Here is a 26476-nt window from a genome sequence, read left to right on the forward strand (position 1 = left end):
TTATAAAAAAAGCCTGTTAAACATTCACCCTGATTTAAAATAACCGTTTTTTAGCCCAGCATTCCGACGGGATAATTCTTTTCTGAAGGTCTGCTAATTGCGTTAGAAACTGTTGGCGGGAAATTTCGCGCGCACCCAACGAATGGGTATGGGGATTCAGTATTTGACAATCGATCAGTTCACCGCCGTAAGCAGAAAAATGGTGGCAAAGTTGGAATAGCGCCAGTTTTGAGGCGTTAGGTTGACGACTGAACATCGACTCTCCGCAGAAAATTCCGCCTAACGCCATCCCATAAATGCCGCCAACCAGCTCATTCTCACACCACACTTCGAGCGAATGCGCGTGGCCCATCGCCGCTAGATTACACCATGCCGTAATCACTTCTTCAGTGATCCAAGTGCCGTCGAAATGCGTGCTGGCACAGCCTTCGATAACGGCTCGGAAATTGTGATTAAGCGTGACGTGATAGGGACAGTGTCGTAAAAAGCGTTGCATACTGCGACTGAGATGAAAGGCATCAATCGGTAGCACTGCGCGCGGATCGGGACTCCACCATAAAATGGGGTCCTCCTCTGAGAACCACGGGAAAATCCCCTGCTGATAGGCAGCAATTAACCGTCCTGGAAGCAGATCACCGCCGTAAGCGAGCAGTCCTTGTGGAGACGCCAACGCACAATCTGGAGATGGAAATTGCCCGTTCGGCTGCCCCTCTAGGCAGGGAAGATAGATAGCACTCATCGTCCGTATTGGCCTTGCTGGCGCTGACGGAAGGCGTGATAGCGCGCTTTTTGCGCCATAAGCTGCTGATGGGTCCCTTCCTCAATGATATGACCTTGCTCCATCACGCAGATTTTATCTACCGCTTCAATGCCGGTAAGGCGGTGAGTGACCATTAATACGGTTTTCTGTTCCGTTACCTTAAGCAGAAGTTGCATAATCAGGTGCTCGGTTTGGCCATCCAACCCCTCAAGAGGCTCATCCAGTAACCAAATCGGCGCGTTATGTAATAATGCACGGGCTATGGCTAACCGGCGACGCTCTCCACCGGAAAGAGGCCGCCCCCCTTCTCCTAACCAGCTGTCTAATCCGGCACCTTCCAGCAGAGCCGACAATCCGACTACTGTAAGGCTTTCAATCAGTTGTGCATCGTCCGCCAGCGGTTGAGCAAGCATTAAATTCTCACGTAACGTCTGATTAAAAATGGCGACGCGCTGGCTGACCACCGTAATCATAGCCCGAAGCTGGGGTTCCGAATAGGCCGTCAAGGGTTGGTTATTAATGCGAATCTCACCGGCTAACGGGTCCCAAGCTCGAGTGAGTAACTGTAATAACGTGGTTTTCCCACATCCCGTGCTACCCAGCAACGCCACTTTCTGGTGCGCGGCAAGAGTAAGCGTTAGGTGATCTAACACCTTAGGTCCGGTAGCGCTATAGGAGAAATCCACCGCCTTTATCGAGAGTTCAGCCGCGCGGTCATCGATGGTTAGGGGCTTAGCGGGAAAGGTTACCGTAGGCTGTTGCGTGAATAATTGGTTTAGGCGATCGGCAGCAATCGAGACTTCAGACAAATGCAAGAAGGCAGTGGCCACTGGACCCAGCGATTCAAACGCCGCCAGCACACAGAAGACTAACAACGCACTATCGGCCGTCGCGATTTGCGCTAGCTGATGGCGGGACATGATAATGAAGACTGCAACAATGGTTAAGCCAGTCAGCAAGATAATCATACTTTGCGCCAAGGCATTGAGGTTCTGTTGTCGCGCTTGGGTTGCCAGCCACTTTTTCTCAGTCAGTCCAAGCTCTGTTCGCCAATCGTGTTGCGGCGGGAACAGTAAGAGTTCAGACATTGCGCTAAGATGTGTGGTCAGTTGTTGGCGATAGGCACTACTCAAGGCCGCAATCTGTTCACCGGCCGGTTTGCCCACACGGTAGAAGAGGGGCGGGAAAAGAAGGATAACGCCGAACATCACGCCAGCGACGACCAGCGCAGCATGGTGGTTGATATAGCTTAACCCCACGCCTACGACCAGTGTCACAAGCAGGGCGCCGACCATCGGCGAGATAACTCGTAAGTATAAGTGATCCAGTGTCTCGACATCGCCGACAAAACGGTTAAGTAAATCACCCTGACGGAATTGATGAGTGCCTGCCGGCGCGAGAGGATAAATCTTACTGAATATCGTGACGCGCAGATGTTTTAGCACCTTGAACGTTGCGTCATGACTGACGAGACGCTCTAGATAACGTGCGACCGTACGAAGGATGGCCGAACCGCGAACCCCTGCCGCTGGCAGCATATAGTTAAACGTATAAATACCGGCACTACCGGCCATCGCAGAGGCTGCGAGGAACCAGCCCGACAGGCTCAACAGCCCGACACTGGCAAGTAGGGTGATCGTCGCTAATAATACGCCTAGCACTAACTGCCAACGATGCCTACGCCACAGCGCTAAAAAAGGGAATAATGCTTTCATTATTCAATCTCCCCAGAACGATGACTTAACAACCGTTGAAACAGGCCATTCTCAGCCGCAAGCGAGCTAAAATCGCCCATCTGGACAATTTTTCCTTCTGCCATAACGATTATGGTCGGCCAGTCGGTCAATTGATCGAGCTGATGCGTGACCATGACGGTCATTTGCTGGTGGCTCGCCTGTTGTAGGCTGTGCATGATCCTTTGCTCATGATGGCGATCTAAACTGGCAGTCGGTTCATCGAGGAGTAAGAGTTGAGCCTGCTTCGCTAAGGCACGGGCAACCGCAATGCGCTGCGCTTGGCCAACCGATAAATTCTGACTCTCTTCGCTCACCTCGGTGGCTAGACCCTGCGGTAAGCGTTCGAGAAACTCATCGATACCGGTTTGTGCGACGATCGCATTCAGCGTTTGTTCGCTGAGTTTTCCTTGTGGAGAAATATTCTCCTCGATAGAGCAGGGGAATAAGCGAGGATGTTGCCCCACCCAGCTCACCGATTTCAACCACTCTTCACGCGAAAGCGTGTTGAGTTCTTGGCCATTGATCAGTAGCGACCCTTGATAAGGCAGGAAGCCAAGTAGCGCATTCAGCAGCGTACTTTTGCCGGAACCACTGGGTCCTACCAACGCCAAACGTTGAGCGGCGTTAAAATGGAAATTCAGTGGACCGACGAGCTTTACGCCTTCGATTGACGTAATAACCCAATCACGGGCTTCAATCGTTAGGGGAGCAGACCGATCCGTGGTAAGGCTTTCACCCTGAGCAGTAGGGAGTAAATTTTCCGTCTCAGCAAGAAAGCTTTCTATCTCATCGGCGGCACCCGCTGCTTGCGCTTTGGCATGGTAAAAACTGCCTAAATCACGCAGAGGTTGGAAAAACTCTGGGGCTAGAATCAATGCGATAAAGCCAGCAAATAAGGTGACGGCACCACCATAGCTACCAAAGTGGAAAACACCGAGATACGAAAAACCAAAATAGACCGCAACAATCGCGATGGAGACTGATGCGAAAAATTCTAGTACGGCTGAAGAGAGGAAGGCGATACGCAGGACTTCCATCGTCCGTAAACGGAACTGCTCTGTACTTTCCGCAATCGCCTGCTCTTCCGCTTGGCGTCGATGAAAGAGGCGCAGGGTGTCTAGGCCGCGTAAACGATCGAGAAAATCGCCACTTAACCGAGCAAGCGCAGCAAAATTACGGCGGTTTGCATCAGCTGCCCCCATACCGACCATTGCCATAAAGATTGGGATGAGTGGGGCCGTGAGGAACAAGATTGTCGCAGCTGCCCAGTTTACGGGAAACAGGGTAATCAGGATCAGTAGCGGGATGACGGCGGCTAAAGTCATCTGCGGCAGATAACGGGCGTAATAGTCGTGCATTTTTTCAATCTGTTCATGCAGCAACGTGGTCCAACTTCCGACAGGTCGAGAAGCGACCCAAACGGGTCCTAACCCTTCCAAACGGTCTAAGACTATTTGGCGAATAGCTTGACGCAGCGCCTCGCCCGCTTTCACGCCGACTTTTTCACGGGTGTAGTGCAGCACCGAGCGCAGCGCGAAACAGCCAACCAGAAGCGCTAACCAATGATAAAGATGCGGGAGTGGCTGATGATCGATTAAGGCACGTTGCAGAAGTTCTGCTAAACAGTAGGCCTGTAGAAAAATAGTGAGCGCGCTGCAGGTTCCCAAAATGACCGAAAGTTTAAGCCAACGTTTAGCATGGAAACGCTGCGCTTTGAGCCAGAGGGTGAGCTGTTTTTGTCTTGATTTATCCACGGGAGAGTCACTGACCTGTTGGAATTGAACATCGACTATCTTAAATTTTCGACAACTCTAGCACGTGGAACATAAAAAAGGCGACAGATAACCTGTCGCCGGGATTAACCTAGATCATATAATTAACAAGTTAGTTATTTTCGCTAACTAATCCATCCAGATAACGTTCAGCATCTAGGGCGGCCATACAACCGGTACCCGCTGAGGTGATCGCTTGACGGTAGTTATGATCCATCACATCCCCTGCGGCGAATACACCAGGAATGCTGGTTTGCGTCGCGTTGCCCGCTAAACCTGATTGCACAACAATGTAGCCATCTTGAAGGGTCAATTGCTCTGCAAAAATAGCCGTGTTGGGTTTATGCCCAATCGCGATAAACACACCGGCAACCGCTAACTGGTCAATACTGCCATCGTGAGTCGATTTTAGTTTCACACCGGTGACCCCCATCTCATCACCAACCACTTCTTCTAAAGTACGGTCGGTGTGAAGGATGATATTGCCGCTGCTCACTTTATCCATGAGTCGGTCAATGAGAATCTTCTCTGCACGGAAATTATCCCGGCGGTGAATGAGGTGAACTTCTGCAGCGATATTTGATAGATAGAGCGCTTCTTCAACCGCAGTATTCCCGCCACCGACTACCGCGACTTTTTGTTTACGATAGAAGAAACCATCACAGGTCGCACAGGCTGAAACGCCACGACCTTTAAACGCTTCTTCAGAAGGCAGGCCGATATAACGCGCCGATGCCCCCGTAGCAATGATGAGCGCATCTGCAGTGTACTCTTCGCTGTCACCGAAAAGACGGAATGGACGCTGTTGTAAATCGACACGGTTAATATGGTCGAGAATAATCTCGGTATTAAATTTAACGGCATGTTCGTGCATACGGTCCATGAGGAGAGGGCCAGTCAGGTCGTTTGCATCACCCGGCCAGTTTTCGACTTCCGTCGTCGTGGTCAATTGCCCCCCTTTTTCTACCCCGGTAATTAAAACGGGGTTAAGGTTGGCACGTGCAGCATACACCGCAGCGGTATAACCCGCAGGACCTGATCCTAGGATTAAGAGTTTGCTGTGTTTGGCCATTTTTATTCCTCAGTGTTAAATCATAATTTCGTTGATTGTAGGGAAACTTCATCACGAAAAAAAGCATCCGCTAATTTTGTTCTCTATTACTGCGATAGGTAAGAGGGATGTAAATGAAAAATTCTGAGGTAATTGGGCGAAAAGTCGGGCAAAACCCGTTTTTTTTTCTAGAATAATCAAGCTTCACGGATAAAAATAAAAAAAATACCGAATGTTGTACTGAAAAAAGATGTTTTGCTTTGACAATCCGCTATTGTTTTGCGAAAACAGGGGAGGCCGTTAATCGCCTCAACATAACGGCTTCAAGCTACGACACAACATAAGCGGGCCAAACAATCCCCGGGCACAGGGGCGGGCTTTGCATTTAAGCTCGGAATAAAAGAGATAATCAAAAATGGTAGATAACAAAAAGCGTCCTAGTAAGGACCTCGATCGTATCGATCGTAATATACTTAATGAATTACAGAAGGATGGACGAATTTCTAACGTCGAACTGTCAAAGCGAGTCGGTCTATCGCCAACACCTTGCTTAGAACGTGTGCGCCGTTTAGAACGTCAAGGATTCATCTTGGGGTACACTGCGCTATTGAATCCTCATTATTTAGATGCTTCTTTACTCGTCTTTGTTGAGATAACTCTGAATCGTGGCGCCCCTGACGTCTTCGAACAGTTCAACGCTGCAGTTCAGAAGTTAGAAGAAACCCAAGAGTGTCATTTAGTCTCTGGCGATTTTGATTATCTCCTTAAAACCCGCGTTCCTGATATGTCTGCCTACCGTAAACTGCTTGGCGAAACACTGTTACGGTTACCCGGTGTGAACGACACTAGAACCTATGTCGTGATGGAAGAAGTTAAGCAAAGTAATCGTTTAGTGATCAAAACTCGCTAAATCTGACAGGTGCAAAGGCTGAAATTTTTCGGTACACTCCTGTAAATGCATACAGGGACAACGTAATAAGCGTTGTTCCTTCCTCCCTAGACAGGCACCTGGAGAGTACTCTTGAGCCAGGAATACATTGAAGATAAAGATATTGCACTAACCCCAATGAGTAGCGGACGTCGTCTATTAGAAGCATTATTGATTCTGGTTGCGCTGTTTGCCGTCTATTTGATGATCTCATTAGTGAGTTTTAACCCTTCTGATCCAAGTTGGTCGCAAACGGCTTGGCACGAACCTATCCATAATTTGGGCGGTGGAATCGGTGCCTGGCTGGCGGATACGTTGCTCTTCATCTTCGGGATGATGGCCTACGCTATCCCTGTCGTTATCCTGGGATTATGTTGGATTGCGCATCGCTACCGCTTCAAAGACCAACATTACATCGACTTTTTCGCGATTGGACTGCGTCTAATTGGCGTGTTAAGCCTTGTCGTGACGACTTGCGGCTTAGCCTCGCTTAATGCCGATGATATCTGGTACTTCGCCTCGGGGGGGGTTATTGGGAGTTTAGTGAGTAGTGCCATGTCGCAGTATTTTGCTCCAGCCTTAGGCACGCTGATTTTGCTCTTTATCTGGGCTGCGGGTATCACGCTTTATACCGGTTGGTCTTGGCTGACGATTGCCGAAAAAATCGGTAATACCGTGATGCGTATAGCAACCTTTGCTAGCCATCGTCGGGGAGAAGAGTACTGGGAAGAAGAGGAAGAGGTTGAACAGCCTGCTGTAGAAACCACGACTCATGCAGAGGCTTCAGCACCGAAAGGTAGCAGAAGCGTATTCCGCCGCTTCGGGAATAAGCAATCATCTGCTACGGCGTTTGCGGACCATGAAGATCCTTTATTGGCGCCCCGTCCTGCCACCCCAACATCTGCTACGCAAGACGACTATGATCCGCTGTTGGATTATGATCCGTTATTGGATTATCAACCCACTCCCGCGAACCCCGCGGTTAAGCCTGAGCAATCAACGAACCAACCGGTGGCGTTTACCCCCTCGGCCATTGATCAGACGCCAAGTGTCGAGGCTGTGGTGGTTCAACCAGTCCATGACATGGCACAGCGCCCTGCGTCGATGATGTCTGACAGTCTTCATACTGAATCCTCAGCCCCTCCGGCGCAGATGCCAGAGCATACGGTATCGGTAGCTGAACCGCTGTCTCAGCCGGTATATCATTTTGAGATCCCAGCGGAAAGTCGCGAGTATCAATCTACCTCGCAGCAAACGACCCAGGCCGAGGCGGTAACGCCGACGGTCGCGCCGCCAGCCAGCTATCCTGCAGTAGAGTCGCCACAAGCGTCTACAACGGCGGCGAGTACAGCGACCGTCGCCGCAGCGACAGCCGCGTCGAGCGCTAAACCGTTGTCGCCTTTTGCGGCGGCTGCCAGTATGGGCAAATTGACGACCCCTGATTTATCGGGTCAAAAACTTAAAGAGTCGGGGAACAGCGCTCAAGTCAAACAGGGGATAGGCCCGGAATTGCCTCGTCCTAATCCAGTTCGTATCCCAACGCGCCGTGAGCTAGCTTCTTATGGCATCAAACTCCCGTCGCAACGACAAGCTGAAGAGAAGCTTCGTCAACGTGATGCAGTGGCCGATCAGGAAGAGCGTCATGATGATGAGCAAGCCATGCATAACGCTGAACTTGCCGCACAATTCTCCGCACAGCAAACGCAACGTTATGCTGAGGTTGGCTCTGCTGACATTACTGAGCCAGACCCTGAAGAGCAGGCAGAACAAGAAGAGCTGGCTCGGCAATTTCATGCGGCGCAACAACAGCGTTATGAGCAGCCTGAAACCCGCGATACGGCCCAAAAATCTCCGCTGTTAGACCTAGCCGATTTTAGCTTCTCGCCGATGGAAGAGTTAGTGACCGAGTCACCGAGTGAGCCGCTCTTCACGCTTACGCCTTCCGAGCCGTCAGTCTCCCCACAGCCAGAGCCTGCGACGCCGGAGCCGGAATATAGTGAGACGGCAGCGCAGACGGCTGAACGCCAAACACCGGTTGAAGTCGAAAGCCACAGTGCGGCAAAAGACAGCTTATTCCACCCATTCTTGGTGAGACATGAACAGCCTTTAGCCAAACCGACAACCCCGTTACCGATGCTGGATTTATTGACGGCCCCGCCGGCGGAAGAAGAGCCAGTCGATATGTTCGCGTTAGAGCAGACAGGGCAACTGGTGGAAGCGAGATTGGCCGATTTCCGTATCAAAGCGGATGTCGTAGGAATTTCGCCAGGCCCGGTGATCACCCGATTCGAGTTAGATCTCGCGCCTGGCGTGAAAGCCGCTCGCATCTCGAACTTATCCCGTGACCTCGCCCGTTCGCTTTCTGCTATTGCAGTGCGGGTGGTGGAAGTCATTCCGGGTAAACCTTATGTGGGTCTTGAACTGCCAAACCAGCATCGTCAAACCGTTTATCTTCGAGAAGTGCTGGATTGCCCTGCGTTCCGTGATAACCCTTCACCGTTAAGTGTGGTACTCGGAAAAGATATCTCCGGCGATCCGGTCGTGGCTGACTTAGGTAAAATGCCGCACTTACTGGTCGCCGGTACGACCGGGTCGGGTAAATCGGTCGGCGTCAACGCGATGATCCTCAGTATCTTGTATAAAGCCACGCCTGATGAAGTGCGCTTTATCATGATCGACCCGAAAATGTTGGAGTTATCGGTGTATGAAGGGATCCCGCATCTGTTAACCGAAGTGGTTACCGATATGAAGGATGCTGCCAATGCCTTGCGTTGGAGCGTGATGGAGATGGAGCGTCGCTATAAATTAATGTCGGCGCTTGGCGTTCGTAACCTAGCTGGTTACAACGAGAAAATTGAACAAGCAGAAGCCATGGGACGACCTATCCCCGATCCATTCTGGAAGCCGGGTGATAGTATGGATACTCAGCCGCCAGTATTGGAGAAACTGCCTTATATCGTGGTAATGGTCGACGAATTTGCCGACCTAATGATGGCAGTCGGTAAAAAAGTTGAAGAACTTATCGCCCGACTCGCGCAGAAAGCGCGTGCGGCCGGTATTCACTTGGTACTCGCTACGCAGCGTCCATCGGTAGATGTGATTACTGGCTTGATTAAAGCCAACATCCCGACACGGATCGCCTTTACGGTCTCAAGTAAAATCGACTCGCGGACCATCCTGGATCAAGGTGGTGCTGAGTCCTTGCTTGGAATGGGGGATATGCTTTATATGCCGCCAAACTCATCAATGCCAGTACGGGTACATGGTGCCTTCGTGCGTGACCAAGAAGTGCATGCCGTGGTTCAAGATTGGAAAGCCCGTGGCCGTCCTCAATATATTGAGAGTATTACCGCAGGCGATGAGAGCGAAAATGGTGCCGGGGGACTCGACGGCAATGGCGAAGATCTCGACCCGCTGTTCGATCAAGCGGTAGCCTTCGTGGTGGAAAAACGCCGTGCCTCTATTTCAGGCGTTCAGCGTCAATTCCGTATTGGTTATAACCGGGCTGCACGGATTATTGAGCAGATGGAAGCACAGGGTATCGTCTCTGAGCCAGGAAATAACGGTAATCGAGAGGTTCTCTCACCCCCTCCTCACGAAATGTAATCACACACTCGTGTTAAGAAATAGGCCAGAGTTCACTCTGGCCTATTGTTTATGCAAAGAGTGCCCCCATATCAACTTTACACCCATTCTGCTGTTCGATCGGCAAAGTAGTAGCTAAAGTTATTCAACCTCGAGCAAGAATTTATAAGGAATTACCAGTGATGAAAAAGATGATCGTTGCCACAGGATTAATGGCGGGCTTACTTTCTGCACAGGCTTTTGCCGACGATACTTCGGCGCTGCAATCACGCCTTAATAAAGTGAATAGCTTCCATGCAAGCTTTACCCAAAAGGTAACCGACGGTTCTGGTGCGAACGTGCAGCAAGGACAAGGCGAATTATGGGTTAAGCGTCCCAGTCTTTTTAACTGGCATATGACAGCACCCGATGAAAGCACTATCATTTCAGATGGTAAAACGCTCTGGTTCTATAATCCTTTCGTCGAGCAAGTCAGTGCTACGTGGCTAAAAAACGCGACCAGCAATACACCGTTTATGCTCATTGCCCGTAACCAACGATCCGATTGGAAAAACTACAATGTGACACAGCAGGGCGATCACTTTGCGTTAACCCCTAAAAATGGTGGCGGCAATCTGAAACAATTTACTATTGATGTCTCCCCAGAAGGGACGATCAATCAGTTCAGCGCGATCGAACAAGATGGCCAACGCAGTAGTTATCAACTGCAAAGCCAGAAAAATGGTGCTATCGATCCTGCTAAATTCCAGTTCACTCCGCCGAAAGGCGTGACGGTGGACGATCAACGTCAATAAATGAGTAAGGTTTACCGTGAGTAATTTATCCTTAGATTTTGCGCCTGCTGAATTCCAACCCCTTGCGGCGCGTATGCGTCCGACCACGCTTGATGATTATGTGGGACAGCAGCATATCCTCGCTCCCGGTAAACCCTTGGCGAAAGCCATCAAAGCAGGTCAGCTTCACTCGATGATCCTCTGGGGACCTCCCGGCACAGGGAAGACCACCTTGGCGGAAATTATGGCGTTTTACGCGCAGGCGCAAGTTTCGCGAGTCTCAGCGGTGACTTCTGGTATCAAGGAAATCCGTGAGGCGATCGAACTCGCCCGTATTAATCGTCAATCTGGTCAGCGCACCATTCTTTTTGTCGACGAGGTCCACCGATTTAACAAAAGCCAACAGGATGCGTTTTTACCGCATATTGAAGATGGCACCATCACCTTTATTGGCGCGACAACGGAAAATCCTTCGTTCGAATTAAATTCGGCACTCTTATCGCGTGCGCGGGTTTATTTACTGAAATCGCTGACGCTTCCAGAGGTCGAGACAATCCTTGATCACGCGATGGCCGACACATCACGCGGTCTGGCGGGACTGAACCTCCATCTACCGGAGTCTACCCGTAAAATGATTGCGGAGCTAGTCAATGGCGATGCGCGTCGCGCACTCAACACTTTAGAGATGATGGCCGATATGGCGGAAGAATCGACTCAAGGCCAACGGCTTCTCTCGCCCGAACTGCTTACGGAAATCGCGGGCGAACGCAGCGCGCGGTTTGATAATAAGGGTGATCGTTTCTACGATTTAATTTCTGCCTTACATAAGTCAGTACGTGGGTCCTCCCCTGATGCAGCGCTGTATTGGTACGCCCGCATTATCACCGCCGGTGGCGATCCGCTCTATGTGGCGCGGCGTTTATTAGCCATAGCGTCCGAGGATGTAGGCAATGCAGACCCGCGGGGGATGCAAGTGGCGTTAGCGGCGTGGGATTGTTATACCCGGGTAGGGCCAGCTGAGGGGGAGAGGGCTATTGCCCAAGCGCTGGTATATTTGGCCTGCGCGCCGAAGAGTAATGCCGTCTATAACGCCTTTAACCAAGCGATGCAGGACGCCCGTCACTCAGCAGACTACGATGTTCCCGATCATCTGCGTAATGCGCCGACGGCGTTGATGAAAGAAATGGGGCTAAAAAAAGAGTATCGCTATGCTCACGATGAACCCCACGCCTATGCGGCAGGTGAGAACTATTTTCCGCCAGAAATGGCGGATAGACAGTACTACCAGCCGACATCGCGAGGGTTAGAGGCCAAAATTGCCGAAAAACTCGCCTGGCTTACTGAACAGGATCATAATAGTCCGACAAAACGCTACCGCAGCAATTAACATTCCGGTAATCTGATACTTATCATCGTCGTCAACCACGACAAGTTTTTTCACTTACATAAACAGGATTAGCATGCTCGATCCCAATCTGCTGCGTAACGAGCCAGACGCAGTTGCAGAAAAACTGGCACGCCGAGGATTCACTTTAGATGTAGAAACGCTACGCGCTCTTGAAGAACGTCGTAAAGTGCTACAAGTTGAAACGGAAACGTTGCAAGCCGAACGCAACGCGCGATCGAAATCGATCGGTCAAGCAAAAGCGCGTGGGGAAGATATCGAGCCATTGCGTCAAGAAGTGAATAGGTTGGGGGAGAAGTTGGATCAGGCTAAAGCCGATCTGGACACGCTACTTAACGACATCCGTCAACTTGCCTTGACCCTTCCTAACATTCCCGATGATGTCGTGCCCGACGGTAAAGATGACACTGAAAATCTAGAGGTGTTACGCTGGGGAACGCCGAAGCAGTATGATTTCGCTGTTAAAGATCACGTCGATTTAGGTGAATTAAGCGGGGGTATCGACTTCGCGTCTGCGGTGAAGTTAACCGGTTCGCGGTTTGTTGTCCTTAAGGGGCAGATTGCCAAGATGCACCGTGCGTTGGCGCAATTTATGTTAGATCTGCACACCGAACAACACGACTACACTGAACTCTACGTGCCTTACCTGGTGAACCACGATTCGCTGTTTGGTACCGGGCAATTACCAAAATTCGGTAACGATCTGTTCCACACCCGTCCACTGGATGAAGAAGCAGGCAATAGCCAATATGCGCTTATCCCAACCGCGGAAGTACCGGTGACCAATCTGGTACGTGACGAGATCATCGACGAAGACGCCTTACCGCTCAAGTATACTGCCCACACGCCATGTTTCCGTTCAGAAGCCGGTTCTTATGGCCGGGATACTCGCGGCTTAATCCGTATGCACCAGTTCGATAAAGTCGAGATGGTACAAGTCGTGGCACCTGAACAGTCAATGGAGGCGTTAGAGTCGTTGACGGGTCATGCTGAAAAGGTACTGCAACTATTAGAACTGCCCTATCGTAAAGTATTACTGTGTACCGGAGACATTGGTTTTAGCGCTTGTAAGACTTACGACCTGGAAGTATGGCTACCGGCGCAAGAGACGTACCGTGAAATCTCTTCTTGTTCTAATATGGGTGATTTCCAAGCGCGTCGTATGCAAGCGCGTTGCCGTTCCAAGAGCGACCGTAAAACGCGCTTAGTCCATACCCTTAATGGTTCGGGCTTAGCAGTGGGGCGTACACTGGTTGCGGTGCTGGAAAATTATCAACTGGCAGACGGTCGAATTCAGGTTCCAGAGGTGTTAAAACCCTATATGAAAGGTCTTGAATTTATCGGCTAATCCTCGCGACTCTCGAGAAGCTCCATCGTCAATGATGGGGCTTTTTTTAGCCCTGAAACAAAAAGTGCCTTCGACGATTTTACTCGATTGACTTTGCCGTAATCCCTGCCATTATTCGCTCACTTTTTTTTCTTCTGAGCTATCCCAACCATCATGTCGGCGCTATCACGTCCAGTTATTCTGCTATTAAGTGGCTTACTCCTTTTAACGGTTTGCATTGCTGTGCTTAATACACAGATCCCGCTATGGCTCTCCCATGAGTCCTGGTCTACCTTGCAAATAGGATTAATCAGTTCAGCATTCTTTACCGGAAATTTAACCGGGACCTTGTTTGCCGGTAAACTGATTAACCGTCTGGGGTTTAACCGTAGTTACTACTTAGCCACGGCGATTTTTGCGATAGCCACCTTAGTCCTGGTATTGAGTCATTCTTTTGAGAGCTGGGCTTTTTGGCGTTTCATCGCGGGTAATGGCTGCGCCTTACTCTGGGTAATCGTGGAGAGCGCATTACTCTGCTCAGGTACCCTTACGAATCGCGGACGCCTGCTCGCGGCGTATATGATTGTTTACTACCTTGGCACTGTCTTTGGGCAACTCTTTATCAGCGCAATGCCACTCTCGGTGACCGCACTCGTCCCTGCGTTAGTGACCCTGATGATGCTAGCGATTATCCCGCTATTGTTTGTCGCGGTCACGGCGGGAGAAGCAGAAGAGGCGTTAGAAACCCCGAAACAACCGGGTGTCATGAAGATGTTTTTTCGCCGTCAATCTCGTTTAGGGATTAACGGCTGTATTATCTCCGGTGTGGTATTGGGATCACTCTATGGACTTATGCCGCTCTATCTTTCCCATAAGGGCATGAGTGACAGCAATGTGGGCTATTGGATGGCGTTATTAATCAGTGCAGGCATTATTGCCCAGTGGCCATTGGGGAAATTAGCTGATCGGTACGGACGTCTTTTGGTGTTACGTGTTCAAGTGTTTGTGGTGATCCTTGCGGCCATTGCCATGCTAATGAATGCTTCACTCGTAGCCGGATTATTCATTCTCGGTAGTGCAGGGTTCACCCTCTATCCGGTGGCGATGGCTTGGGCCTGCGAAAAGGTAAGTAAGAGCGAGCTTATCCCGATGAATCAGGCATTACTGTTGAGTTATACCGCAGGGAGCCTAGCGGGGCCGGCGATTACGTCATTGCTAATGGAAACCTGGTCAGACAACATCTTGTTCGTGATGATTGCCATTGTTTCATTCGTTTATTTAATGATGCTGCTGCGTAAAACTGATCAGCAAGCGACGCCCATCGCTCACGCATAAAAAAAAGGCCTCTATTGAGGCCTTTTAATTATACGACGTTAGCCTTGCGCAGGTTGACGCTTGGCCGCTTGTAATTTCTCATAAGCCGCTAACAACGATTGATGCGCAGGGAAAGCAGTCAATGCCGCATCGACCTGTTGTAATCCATAAAACGGCGCTTCACCGCTGACGGCGGCTGAGGCTGCCTCGACCGTTTCTGCACCATACATTTTATTAAAGGCATTGAGATAGTCGACAGCGTGGCGTTCATCTTCTAATGCCAGCAGCAGTAGGGTCTGGAGGCAACGATAATAATTCGCACGTTCAGCACTGAATACCGAACCATTAAATTCGATAGTCCATTCCGCCCAAGTGAGTGCTTGATCAATATCCCCACCAGCTAAGGCCAGCATCGATTTTAATTCGCCCACGCGCAACGTAGACCATCCATTATCTTTACCGGTGGCAATGCCCAACAGCTCACGCACGCGGGTAAAGTCATCTAAGCCATGGTCGTCGAGTGTAGAAATAAGCGCTAAGTACTCTTCCGGTTCCCATTCAGAGCCAGGCAATGACAGGATGATCTGGCGTAAGTCGGCACCCATATTGTTATTGGCTAACAATAGGTCTTCGGCAGGATAGATATCTGACATGCCTGGCACGATGATACGGCAGGCATAGACGCCTAGATGCTCGTAATCGGCGATATACACTTCTTGCTGTGCCTGTTGGAAAATCGTCATCAAGGTGGTGAATTCTTGCTCGGTGGAGCCAGAGAATGACCAATCAACGAACGGATAATCGCCACCATCTTTAAACATATCCCAAGAAATTAACCCGCTGGAATCAATAAAGTGGGTTTCGAGGTTAGTGTGTTCTGCCACTTCTTCATCGTCGAAGGTTGGGGGAGTGAAGACATCGAGATCTTTTAAGCCCCGACCTTGTAGCAGCTCGGTCACGGTACGTTCTAATGCTACGCCGAAATCGGGGTGCGCACCAAAGGAGGCGAAACAGGTGCCATTGCTCGGGTTAAACAACACGACACAAATCACCGGATATTGACCACCGAGTGACGCATCGTAAGAAAGGATCGGAAAGCCTTCTGCTTCGAGACGGGCAATGGCTTCGGTCACGCTAGGGCAGCGTGCTAGTACGTCAGCCGGGATTTCAGGCAGGCTGATCGATTCGGCGATAATTTTATTCTTCACATAACGCTCAAAGACTTCGGATAACCCTTGAACGCGTGCTTCATTTGCGGTGTTACCTGCCGACATTCCATTAGAGACATAGAGGTTGCCAATAATGTTCATAGGAATATAGACGGTCTGCAGATCAGATTGACGAGTGAAGGGTAGGGCACAAATCCCGCGCTCATGATTACCGGATTGCAGGTCAATTAAATCAGATCCACTGAGTTCATTTTCGGGGTCATAAAACTGATGTAGGTGAGTATCGAGGATGCCATCGGGTAGTGAATCATCGTCGCTTAACGGAAACCACTTTTCATTTGGATAGTGTACAAAAGGACCGTTCGCCACGTCATCGCCCAGCCAGAAGTCGGCAAAGAAGTAGTTCGTTGATAAACGCTCGAAATACTCGCCCAGCGCGGACGCGAGTGCAGCTTTCTTCGTTGCCCCTTTACCGTTAGTAAAGCATAGCGCGCAATCTTTATCACGGACGTGTACCGACCAGACATTAGGAACAGGGTTTAGCCATGAAGCTTCTTCGATAGTGAAGCCAAGCTGCTGAAGTTTATCTTGAAAACGACTGATTGAATCTTCAAGGGCGGCATCTTTGCCGGGGATAAAGGTTTGCGTCATCGTGGCGCTCTCTGGTTAATCTAGAAATGATAACGGCTATCATACGTTTTTTCGCCGCGAGCGGCTATCGTTGTGCAGGGTTTTCCAGCAATCTTTGTCCTTGGAGAGATTATCTATTGCAGCAATAATCTGGCAGTGATAAAACCGAAGGCTCAGCACAAATTCTTTGACAGAATAATAAAGGGTGAAGGTCAATGACGCAGGTGTTCAATTTTAGTTCCGGTCCCGCTATGTTACCAAAAGCAGTGTTAGAACAAGTTCAAGCAGAACTGCTCGATTGGCAAGGGCTGGGAACCTCAGTAATGGAAATCAGCCACCGCAGTAAAGAATTTATTGCTGTTGCCGAGACAGCAGAACAAGATCTTCGTGATTTACTTTCCATTCCTGCTAACTATAAAGTTTTATTTTGTCAGGGCGGCGCACGGGCACAATTTGCGGCCATCCCTGCGAACCTGTTAGGTTCCTCTCAACAGGCTGATTATATCGACGGCGGCTACTGGGCGCACAGTGCGATCAACGAAGCAGAGAAATTCTGCACCCCAAATGTTATCGATATCAAAACCACGGAAAAGGGTAAGGTTGCACTACTGCCGATGAATCAATGGCAGTTATCCGATCAAGCGGCCTATGTACATTACTGCCCGAATGAAACCATCGACGGTACCGCGATTGATGAAGAACCGGATTTTGGCGATCGTGTGGTGGTTGCCGATCTTTCATCAACCATTCTTTCTCGTCCACTAGACATCAGCCGCTATGGTGTCATCTATGCGGGCGCTCAAAAAAATATCGGTCCAGCAGGATTAACACTAGTCATTGTCCGTGAGGATCTGTTGGGCAACACCTTCCAACAATTCCCCTCGGTACTAGACTTTAAAACCTTGGCGGACAACGATTCAATGTTTAATACTCCGCCGACCTTCGCATGGTATTTATCGGGTCTGGTCTTTAAATGGTTGAAAGCGCAGGGCGGTATTGAGGCGATGGCGAAGCAGAACCAAGCTAAGGCCGATTTGCTTTATGGGACCATCGATCGCAGTGATTTCTACCGTAACAATGTGATTGCGCGTAACCGTTCTAAAATGAACGCTCCCTTCCAGCTAGCCGATGCTAATCTTGATAAATTGTTCTTAGAAGAGTCACTCGCCGCGGGCTTACACGCTCTGAAAGGGCACCGTGCGGTCGGCGGGATGCGCGCATCGATTTACAATGCAATGCCGCTCGAAGGCGTTCAAGTGTTGACTGCCTTTATGCAAGACTTTGCACAGCGTCACGGTTAATTTTCACCATCACACTTTCCTTGCCTAGGCAGGGAAAGTGGTTATATGAGTATCTTAATGCAATCTTTGACTTTACAACCTATCTCCCACGTTAGTGGAACAGTAAATCTTCCGGGCTCCAAAAGCGTCTCAAACCGTGCCCTGCTTCTGGCCGCGATGGCACGAGGCACGACACGTCTCACTAACTTGCTGGACAGTGACGATATCCGTCATATGCTCACGGCCTTGACCGCACTGGGGGTGGACTATCAGCTCTCAGAAGACCGCACCGTCTGTACAGTGACCGGGATCGGCGGTCCACTGCAGAGCCATGAATCACTGGAACTGTTCTTAGGCAATGCCGGCACCGCGATCCGCCCTTTAGCGGCAGCGCTCTCCCTTGCTGAGAACGATATTGTGTTGACCGGCGAGCCAAGGATGAAAGAGCGGCCAATTGGTCACTTGGTCGATTCCCTACGTGAAGGCGGCGCGACCATTACTTATCTGGAAAATGAGCATTATCCCCCTATCCGTCTACAGGGCGGCTTTAAGGGCGGACATTTGAGTGTTGATGGTTCAGTTTCCAGTCAGTTTTTGACCTCATTGCTGATGGCTGCACCGTTAACAGAAGGTGAAACGGTGATTACCATTAAGGGTGAGTTAGTCTCTAAACCTTACATCGATATTACGCTAGCCTTAATGGCCTCGTTCGGCGTGACCGTCGACAACCATCACTACCAACGCTTTATCGTACAAGGTCAGCAGCAGTATCAAGCACCGGGTGAACTTTTGGTAGAAGGCGATGCCTCTTCGGCTTCCTATTTCTTAGCGGCTGCCGCGATCCGTGGCGGAACGGTGAAAGTGACCGGTATTGGCCGTAACAGTGTACAGGGTGATGTGAAGTTCGCGCAGGTGCTTGAGAAAATGGGGGCAACCGTCGAATGGGGAGATGACTTCATTGCGTGCACGGGCGCCCCCCTAAAGGCGGTGACGATGGATATGAACCATATCCCCGATGCGGCAATGACCATTGCCACGGCAGCGCTTTTCGCGCAAGGCACCACCACCATGACTAATATCTATAACTGGCGGGTCAAAGAAACCGACCGTCTCTTTGCGATGGCGACAGAATTGCGTAAAGTCGGTGCAGAAGTGATTGAAGGTGAGGATTACATCTCTATCACTCCTCCGCCTCAATTACAGCACGCTGAAATTGGGACTTATAACGATCATCGTATGGCGATGTGCTTCTCATTGGTCGCGTTATCCGATACGCCAGTGACCATTCTTGATCCCGGTTGTACGGCGAAGACGTTCCCTGATTATTTTGATCGACTCAAGTCGATCAGCCAGTTCTCATAATTATTCAAGCGAGCCTTTAAGCTCGCTTTTTTTTGCTTACAGGTGATGAGGTTAATGATGCAACGTAAAATGCTCTCTATGTCAATCATGGCACTACTGGGATTAGGCTCGTTAACCATGGCCCAAGCGGCGGTGGTCCCGGCGGGTACGACACTTGCCGATCAACAACAGATTACGCGGGGAAATGGTTCGGATCCTGCTACGCTCGATCCGCAACTGGCCGAGAGTAACGAAGCCTTTAATATTATTCTCGATAGCTTTGCGGGAGTCGTGGCCTTAGATAGCGAAGGGAAGGTGCATCCAGAATTAGCGGAAAAGTGGGACAATCAAGATAATAAGGTATGGACCTTCCATCTGCGCCCAGGGCTTACATGGTCGAATGGCCAGCCGATTACGGCCGACGATCTGGTGTATAGCTGGCAGCGGCTAGCGGATCCGAAAACGGCATCGCCTTATCAATCCTATATCAGTGCGGTTCATCTGCTTAATGCTGATGCGGTAATGAGTGGCAAGCTTCCCCCTTCAGCCTTAGGCGTGAAAGCAATCGACCCGCAGACTTTCCAAGTCACCCTTTCCCAGCCGGTTTCATGGTTTTTACAGGCCGCAGCCTCACCCAGTTTCTTCCCAGTGAATAAGCAGGTCGTCGCTAAATTTGGTGATCAATGGACCCAACCCGCCAATATTGTGGTCAGTGGTGCCTTTAAACCGAATAAGTGGGTGATAAACGAACGCTTCGTCTCCGTACGTAATCCGCACTACTGGAATAATAAGGCGACCGTCATTAATCAAGTCACCTATTTGCCTATCGCTGAGCCTTCTGCCACGTTAAACCGCTATCAAAGTGGAGAAATTGATATTACTGATACCATTCCAACCGTTAACTTTGCGCCAATTAAGAAAACGATCCCTGAACAAATTAAACAAACGCCTTTGCTCGGCGTCTATGAATATTGGTTCAATATGAATAAGCCGCCGTTTAACGATACGCGGGTTCGCATGGCGCTCAACCTAGCGGTAGATAAATCGATCATCACGGATAAGATTTTAGGAATGGGCCAAAAACCGGCATGGACTCTGATGCCACTGCAGATTGGTGGAGAAACCTACCAACCGACTGAGATTGCGAAATGGACACCCGCACAGCGTATCGCGCAAGCGAAGAAATTATTGGCCGAAGCGGGCTTTAGCGCCGATAAGCCGTTGAAAGCAGAGCTGCTTTATAATACCTCTCAAGATCATTTAAAGATTGCGATTGCCTTAAGCTCCATGTGGAAAAAGAAGTTGGGCGCACAGATCACCATGCGTAATCAAGAGTGGAAGACGCTAATTCAGACTCAGCATAGCGGCGATTTCCAACTGATCCGTCAATCTTGGCTCGCAGATTATGACGCGCCACCAACATTCTTAAATAACTTTATGACTGGCAATACGCAGAATGATGGCAAATACCATAACGCGGATTATGACAAGCTCGTCAATGCGGCGGCCGCAGAGGTTGATCCGGTAAAAGCCAAATCGGATTATCAACAAGCGTTAGATATTTTAAGTCATGATGTGCCGGCCGTACCGCTTTATTACTATGTTCAAAACATTTTAGTAAAACCTTGGGTAGGCGGCGTGTCAGTCAGCCGGTTAGGTTTCTATAAAACGCAGGACATGTATATTCGCAAGCATTAATAAAAAAAGGCCATGGTGATTGTCACCATGGCCTCTCTTTTATTCCTTGTCTTCGCCTACATAGCGCTCTTTCGCATCCTCAGCCTCTTGGCGGGTGCGATATTGGCTGATTAGGGTGTCAGGGTAGGGATGGTCAGCGCGTAGTTCGTAGTGACCCACTTTCTCTTCACCTTGACCATCAGATACCTCAATAATCCATGCTTTACGGGGATACGGGGGATGACCTGCCATAACTCGCCTCCTAGATAGCTTATCTCTATGATTATCGTTTGTTTTTCACAATTCTAAGTGTAGACAAACTTGTACGTTGTGCAAGTCGCCTTGCTGACAGAGGGTACTGTTTACCTGATGAATCAGGTATAATGGTGGGATTCATTGCCAAGCAGGAAGGAGTTAGGAATGGCTAACATTCCCGTCATTACCATCGATGGTCCAAGCGGTGCAGGTAAAGGCACACTAAGTAAAGCCTTGGCTGAACAGTTATCATGGCATTTGCTCGATTCTGGTGCGATTTATCGCGTCTTAGCCCTAGCCGCATTACATCATCAAGTTGATATTGCTCTAGAAGAAGCCTTAGTCCCGCTGGCGGCGCATCTTGACGTTAAATTCGTTGTTGAACAGCACCGTAGCCAAGTCATTCTCGAAGGCGAAGAGGTGACTGCAGCAATCCGTACGCAAGAGGTCAGCAATACAGCGTCTAAGGTCGCGGCATTTCCCCGAGTCAGGGAAGCCTTATTACGCAGGCAGCGTAATTTTCGCGAGCTGCCCGGTCTGATTGCCGACGGGCGCGATATGGGGACAGTCGTTTTCCCTGACGCGCCAGTGAAAATTTTCCTTGATGCCAGCGCAGAAGAGCGTGCGGAGCGTCGCCGTCAGCAGTTGGAGCAAGCAGGCCTTGAGGTTAACTTCGAGCGCCTTTTAGCCGAGACGGTAGAGCGTGATGATCGCGACCGAAATCGTGCTGTTGCCCCCCTAGCTCCCGCTGATGATGCGTTACTTGTTGATTCTACAGGAATTAATATAGAAAAAGTGACCGCAATAGCCCTTGAATATATTCGAAAAAAATTGCCTAACTTCGGCGCATAATTGTGCTAAACTAAAAATAATGCTGTAGCTTCATTCCATGGATGGTGTGAAGAATGTTAAACAACCCCATTAGACATGAAGTCCAATGGACGTTAAATTGAAGAATCCTAAGATTATCAATATGACTGAATCTTTTGCTCAACTCTTTGAAGAGTCCCTGAAAGAAATCGAAACCCGTCCGGGTTCCATCGTTCGTGGCGTTGTTGTCTCTATCGACAAAGACGTCGTTCTAGTTGATGCGGGCCTGAAATCTGAATCTGCAATTCCTGCAGAGCAATTCAAAAACGCAGCTGGCGAACTGGAAATCCAGGTAGGCGACGAAGTTGATGTTGCGCTGGACGCAGTAGAAGACGGCTTCGGTGAAACCCTGCTGTCCCGTGAGAAAGCTAAGCGTCACGAAGCTTGGATCACGCTGGAAAAAGCTTACGAAGATGCTGAAACTGTTACCGGTGTTATCAACGGCAAAGTCAAGGGCGGCTTCACTGTTGAGCTAAACGGTATTCGTGCGTTCCTACCAGGTTCACTGGTTGACGTTCGTCCGGTTCGCGACACTCTGCACCTTGAAGGCAAAGAGTTAGAATTTAAAGTCATCAAACTGGATCAGAAGCGTAACAACGTCGTGGTTTCTCGCCGCGCGGTGATCGAGTCTGAGAACAGTGCAGAACGTGATCAATTGCTGGAAAACCTGCAAGAAGGCATGGAAGTTAAAGGTATCGTTAAGAACCTGACTGACTACGGTGCATTCGTTGATCTGGGCGGTGTTGACGGCCTGCTGCACATCACTGATATGGCTTGGAAACGCGTTAAGCACCCAAGCGAGATCGTGAATGTTGGTGACGAAATCAATGTTAAAGTCCTGAAGTTTGACCGTGAGCGTACTCGCGTATCATTAGGTCTGAAACAACTGGGCGAAGATCCATGGGTTGCTATCGCTAAGCGCTACCCAGAAAGCACCAAGCTGACGGGTCGTGTGACTAACCTGACTGATTACGGCTGCTTCGTAGAAATCGAAGAAGGCGTTGAAGGCCTGGTACACGTTTCTGAAATGGATTGGACCAACAAAAACATCCACCCATCTAAAGTTGTTAACGTAGGTGATGTGGTTGAAGTCATGGTTCTGGACATTGACGAAGAGCGTCGTCGTATCTCCCTGGGTCTGAAGCAATGTAAATCTAATCCATGGCAGCACTTCGCAGAAACTCACAACAAAGGCGATCGCGTTGAAGGTAAAATCAAGTCAATCACTGACTTTGGTATCTTCATCGGTCTTGACGGCGGAATCGATGGTCTGGTTCACCTGTCTGACATTTCTTGGAACGCAACTGGCGAAGAAGCCGTTCGTGAATACAAGAAAGGCGACGAAATTGCTGCAGTAGTTCTGCAAGTTGATGCTGAGCGTGAGCGTATCTCTTTAGGCGTGAAACAACTGGCTGAAGATCCATTCAACAACTACGTTGCGCTGAACAAGAAAGGCGTTATCGTTAACGGTAAAGTGACTGCAGTCGACGCTAAAGGCGCAACTGTTGAGCTGGCTGACGGTGTTGAAGGTTACTTACGCGCTTCAGAAGCTTCACGTGATCGCGTTGAAGATGCAACTCTGGTTCTGAATGTTGGTGATGACGTTGAAGCGAAATTCACCGGCGTTGACCGTAAAAACCGTGTTGTAACGCTGTCTGTACGTGCTAAAGACGAAGCTGATGAGAAAGATGCTGTTGCTGCTGTGAACAACAAGCAACAAGATGAAGGCAACTTCTCTAACGCAATGGCTGAAGCATTCAAAGCAGCTAAAGGCGAGTAATTGCCGACAGGGGGGTGGTGACATCCCCCTAACTAGCCAAGGGTGTTCGCACTCTTGGCTTTTTTTAAAACTGTCTTTCTTTACAGGATATTTCCGGAGGATTAATGACTAAATCTGAACTGATTGAACGCCTCGCAGCCCAGCAGACTCAAATCCCTGCAAAAGCTGTTGAAGATGCTGTTAAAGAGATGCTGGAATATATGGCTTCTACCCTAGCGCAGGGAGATCGTATCGAAATTCGTGGTTTCGGGAGCTTCTCCTTACACTATCGTGCGCCACGTGTCGGTCGAAATCCTAAAACGGGCGAAAAAGTAGAGTTGGAAGGCAAGTATGTGCCACACTTTAAACCGGGTAAAGAGCTTCGCGATAGAGCTAATCTTCCAAGCTAAAAAGCAGTTTTAAAAAGACGGTATCGCAAGATATCGTTTTTGTTTATCATCCCTCTCAAATTTTTTGTTGTCTCTCTTATTCCTCGCAATATTCTGTTTCTAATCTCGCACCTCCTACCATTGCTAATATTGATTGCGCTTCATCGGCGTAAAGTGACTCGCTTTGGGGACCGATATTATGCACTGTATTCCTTATGCTCTACTTATCATCCTCGCATGCTTACCGCTCTGCTTTATTTCGGTGTTACCTGATAGGTTGTGGGTGTTGTGCGGGATGGTGGCGGCCCTATACCTGATCCAACGCCCATCGCGCGCGCAGCATTATCTCGGGATCTTGATACTGTTTGGTGGGTTTGGCCTATTAACCGCACATTCTATCAGTCATACCCTTTCCTCATTGAGTGAGCAGACCCTTAGCGCAGAAGTGACGATCAGTGAACTGCATAGACAGCGGCAGAAAATGCAAGTCAGTGTGAACAAAGTAAACGGCCATTGGCAATTCCCTGCTTATAGGGTGTGGATCCATCAAGTAGAAAGCGATGACTATTGTCCCGGTCAACGTTGGTTAATGACATTGCGATTACGTCCAGTACATAGCTTGCTTAATGAAGGCGGCTACGATAGCCAGCGTAATGCGCTAGCGAAAGATGCGCTGTTCACCGGTAAAATTATTTCAGAAAATCTGCTTAAGGCTTCTTGCTCAATACGTTTTCAACTCGAACAGCTTTTCATGCAGAATACCTTAAGTTCACCTTGGCAAGGGATCTCTCGCGCATTGGTATTTGGGTTACGTGATCGGATTTCGGACACCACGAATCGACTGTTCCGTGAAACAGGGATTGGCCACTTAATGGCCATTTCAGGTATGCATATTGGTCTGGTTTTCTGGCTCACTCATCGCGGTTGGGGTATCGCTGCGAGGCTCTGCCGCCTTTTGCCAATCGAATCAGGTTGGCGAGAATTAGGGGGGTGGTTATTCAGTGGCAGTTATTGTTATCTCTCTGGGATGCAACCTTCAGCAATGCGTGCCATGTTTGCGCTGACATTCTGGCTGATTGCCAAGCGCTATGCGGTAAACCTCTCGAGTATTCATATTCTGATACTTTGTGTCGCCAGTCTATTAGCGATCAATCCGTTAAGGGTGCTTTCAGATAGCTTGTGGTTATCGGCGTTAGCCGTCCTTGCGCTACTACTGTGGTACCGGTGGTTTCCGCTGCCGCCGGTCTATCGTCAAGGTAAAAGATATTTTATCTTTCGATTACTGCATTTACAGATGGGGTTAATGATTCTCTTACTCCCCATTCAGATTTTTTTCTTTCAAGGGATAAGCCTGACCGCGTTGGGCGCTAATTTGGTCGCTATACCGCTTGTCAGCGTTGGAATTTTACCGATAGCGTTATTATTAGTGGTGCCTTGGCCAGATCTTGCTTACCGCGCATTACTCTTTGTTCATGATGGGCTGTACACACTACTGTTCACACTATTAACCCGACAGGGGGGGGGATGGGTTGTTCTCACCAACGCTCCGTGGATCGCTGGTGTCGTGTGGGGAGGACTTATTGCCGGGCGTTTTTATTGGTGGCGTCAATTTCCTCTCAGCCTTGGCGCAATGGTCGTCAGTTTACTAAGTTGGCGTGTTCAGCCCGCGGACTTATTGTGGCGAATTGATATGTTAGACGTGGGGCATGGCTTAGCAGTGGTGATCAGTCAGCAGGGTGAGGGAATTATTTATGATACCGGTAATCGCTGGCAAGTGGGCGATGCGGGAGAACGAATTATTATCCCCTGGCTAGGTGCCCAGCGAATTACTCCGGTGGCGGCAATTATTAGCCATCGCCACAGTGACCATTCGGGTGGATTGCAAAGTATCAAAAAAAGGTGGCCAACACTTCCAGTAAGAACCTCCTACCGCTATCCCAGAAGCTTACCTTGTCAACGAGGAGAGCGTTGGCTATGGGGACGGTTATCCATCCGCGTACTTTGGCCTGAAAATGCTAAGACGGCTGGACAAAATAATGACTCCTGTGTCCTCTATATCAGCGATGGGCAGCACCATTTATTACTCACGGGTGATATCGAAAAAGAGGCTGAACAACGTTTAATTGAACTCGAAAAGGGGGGGATTCCGATAACTTGGTTACAGGTACCTCATCACGGTAGTCGCACCTCATCCTCATCATTATTTCTTAGGAAACTGAATCCTGACATCGCATTCGCCTCAGTGGCCAGATATAACGCTTGGCGGTTACCTGCGAAACCCGTGGTAAAGCGTTACCGTTCACAAGGCATTGATTGGGTTGATACCGCTCAGGCGGGGCAGATTTCAATACGCGTAAGAAGGGGGGGAACAGAGGTTTTACAATATCGTGACCAAATTTCCCCTCGATGGTACCATCAATGGTTTGGTGTAAAACCTGATTACAGGTAAACTACC

At 49.5% G+C, this 26476-nt stretch carries 19 protein-coding genes; 13 read left to right on the top strand and 6 right to left on the bottom strand.

Features of this window, described 5'->3' with window-relative positions; translation table 11 throughout:
* Positions 1–34 precede the first annotated feature (34 nt).
* The 4 genes from aat to trxB form a co-directional block, all read right to left on the bottom strand.
* Positions 35–739, bottom strand: a complete 705-nt coding sequence (gene aat / locus BMX14_RS06795) for a leucyl/phenylalanyl-tRNA--protein transferase (RefSeq protein WP_092674610.1) — start codon at positions 737–739, stop codon at positions 35–37.
* A complete protein-coding gene (cydC, locus tag BMX14_RS06800) occupies positions 736–2475 on the bottom strand; it encodes a heme ABC transporter ATP-binding protein/permease CydC (protein WP_092674613.1) in 1740 nt (579 codons plus the stop codon). Before cydC ends, aat begins: the two co-directional genes overlap by 4 nt.
* On the bottom strand, positions 2475–4250 hold the full coding sequence (gene cydD / locus BMX14_RS06805; RefSeq protein WP_092674616.1) for a heme ABC transporter permease/ATP-binding protein CydD: 1776 nt from the start codon (positions 4248–4250) through the stop codon (positions 2475–2477). Before cydD ends, cydC begins: the two co-directional genes overlap by 1 nt.
* 130 nt (positions 4251–4380) lie before the next feature.
* Positions 4381–5346, bottom strand: coding sequence for a thioredoxin-disulfide reductase (trxB, locus tag BMX14_RS06810; RefSeq protein ID WP_092674619.1), 966 nt, complete (start codon positions 5344–5346; stop codon positions 4381–4383).
* 388 nt (positions 5347–5734) lie between these two features.
* Between trxB and lrp the strand changes: the two genes are divergently transcribed.
* The 6 genes from lrp (at position 5735) to BMX14_RS06840 (ending at position 14672) form a co-directional block, all read left to right on the top strand.
* Positions 5735–6229: a leucine-responsive transcriptional regulator Lrp gene (gene lrp, locus BMX14_RS06815; protein WP_048911880.1), complete on the top strand. Its 495-nt coding sequence runs from the start codon at positions 5735–5737 to the stop codon at positions 6227–6229.
* A gap of 111 nt (positions 6230–6340) precedes the next feature.
* Positions 6341–9853, top strand: a complete 3513-nt coding sequence (locus tag BMX14_RS06820) for a DNA translocase FtsK 4TM domain-containing protein (protein WP_092674622.1) — start codon at positions 6341–6343, stop codon at positions 9851–9853.
* A gap of 161 nt (positions 9854–10014) precedes the next feature.
* Complete coding sequence (lolA, locus tag BMX14_RS06825; RefSeq protein WP_092674625.1) at positions 10015–10626, top strand: outer membrane lipoprotein chaperone LolA; 612 nt, start codon at positions 10015–10017, stop codon at positions 10624–10626.
* Between the two features lie 16 nt (positions 10627–10642).
* Positions 10643–11992 (top strand): replication-associated recombination protein A, encoded by a 1350-nt coding sequence (locus BMX14_RS06830; protein ID WP_092674628.1) that lies wholly within the window; start codon positions 10643–10645, stop codon positions 11990–11992.
* Positions 11993–12065: 73 nt separating this feature from the next.
* Positions 12066–13358, top strand: a complete 1293-nt coding sequence (gene serS / locus BMX14_RS06835) for a serine--tRNA ligase (protein ID WP_092674631.1) — start codon at positions 12066–12068, stop codon at positions 13356–13358.
* A gap of 153 nt (positions 13359–13511) precedes the next feature.
* Positions 13512–14672 carry an MFS transporter gene (locus BMX14_RS06840; protein WP_092674634.1) on the top strand — a complete coding sequence of 387 codons (1161 nt, stop codon included), beginning with the start codon at positions 13512–13514 and terminating at the stop codon, positions 14670–14672.
* A 38-nt stretch (positions 14673–14710) separates the two neighbouring features.
* Here BMX14_RS06840 and ycaO read toward each other — a convergent pair whose 3' ends face one another.
* Positions 14711–16471: a 30S ribosomal protein S12 methylthiotransferase accessory factor YcaO gene (gene ycaO, locus BMX14_RS06845; RefSeq protein WP_092674637.1), complete on the bottom strand. Its 1761-nt coding sequence runs from the start codon at positions 16469–16471 to the stop codon at positions 14711–14713.
* A 194-nt stretch (positions 16472–16665) separates the two neighbouring features.
* Here ycaO and serC point away from each other — a divergent pair, with 194 nt between their 5' ends.
* Genes serC through BMX14_RS06860 form a run of 3 tightly spaced genes read left to right on the top strand, consistent with a single transcriptional unit; the run spans position 16666 to position 20769 of the window.
* Positions 16666–17751 carry a 3-phosphoserine/phosphohydroxythreonine transaminase gene (serC, locus tag BMX14_RS06850; protein WP_092674640.1) on the top strand — a complete coding sequence of 362 codons (1086 nt, stop codon included), beginning with the start codon at positions 16666–16668 and terminating at the stop codon, positions 17749–17751.
* A 57-nt stretch (positions 17752–17808) separates the two neighbouring features.
* The gene (aroA, locus tag BMX14_RS06855) at positions 17809–19092 is read left to right on the top strand and encodes a 3-phosphoshikimate 1-carboxyvinyltransferase (RefSeq protein ID WP_092674797.1); all 1284 of its coding nucleotides are present in this window, start codon (positions 17809–17811) and stop codon (positions 19090–19092) included.
* A gap of 54 nt (positions 19093–19146) precedes the next feature.
* The gene (locus tag BMX14_RS06860) at positions 19147–20769 is read left to right on the top strand and encodes a peptide ABC transporter substrate-binding protein (RefSeq protein ID WP_092674643.1); all 1623 of its coding nucleotides are present in this window, start codon (positions 19147–19149) and stop codon (positions 20767–20769) included.
* Positions 20770–20808: 39 nt separating this feature from the next.
* On the opposite strand, the gene BMX14_RS06865 is transcribed toward BMX14_RS06860, so the two are convergent.
* A complete protein-coding gene (locus tag BMX14_RS06865; protein ID WP_092674645.1) occupies positions 20809–21000 on the bottom strand; it encodes a YaiA family protein in 192 nt (63 codons plus the stop codon).
* Between the two features lie 168 nt (positions 21001–21168).
* Here BMX14_RS06865 and cmk point away from each other — a divergent pair, with 168 nt between their 5' ends.
* The 4 genes from cmk (at position 21169) to BMX14_RS06885 (ending at position 26470) form a co-directional block, all read left to right on the top strand.
* Positions 21169–21855, top strand: a complete 687-nt coding sequence (gene cmk, locus BMX14_RS06870) for a (d)CMP kinase (protein WP_092674648.1) — start codon at positions 21169–21171, stop codon at positions 21853–21855.
* Positions 21856–21976: 121 nt separating this feature from the next.
* The gene (rpsA, locus tag BMX14_RS06875) at positions 21977–23653 is read left to right on the top strand and encodes a 30S ribosomal protein S1 (RefSeq protein WP_048911897.1); all 1677 of its coding nucleotides are present in this window, start codon (positions 21977–21979) and stop codon (positions 23651–23653) included.
* A 104-nt stretch (positions 23654–23757) separates the two neighbouring features.
* Positions 23758–24042 (top strand): integration host factor subunit beta, encoded by a 285-nt coding sequence (ihfB, locus tag BMX14_RS06880; RefSeq protein WP_048911891.1) that lies wholly within the window; start codon positions 23758–23760, stop codon positions 24040–24042.
* A 178-nt stretch (positions 24043–24220) separates the two neighbouring features.
* Positions 24221–26470 carry a DNA internalization-related competence protein ComEC/Rec2 gene (locus BMX14_RS06885; protein WP_092674651.1) on the top strand — a complete coding sequence of 750 codons (2250 nt, stop codon included), beginning with the start codon at positions 24221–24223 and terminating at the stop codon, positions 26468–26470.
* The last annotated feature ends 6 nt before the right edge of the window (positions 26471–26476 follow it).

The organism is Rosenbergiella nectarea (genome assembly GCF_900111105.1).
Classification (GTDB): Bacteria; Pseudomonadota; Gammaproteobacteria; order Enterobacterales; family Enterobacteriaceae; genus Rosenbergiella; species Rosenbergiella nectarea.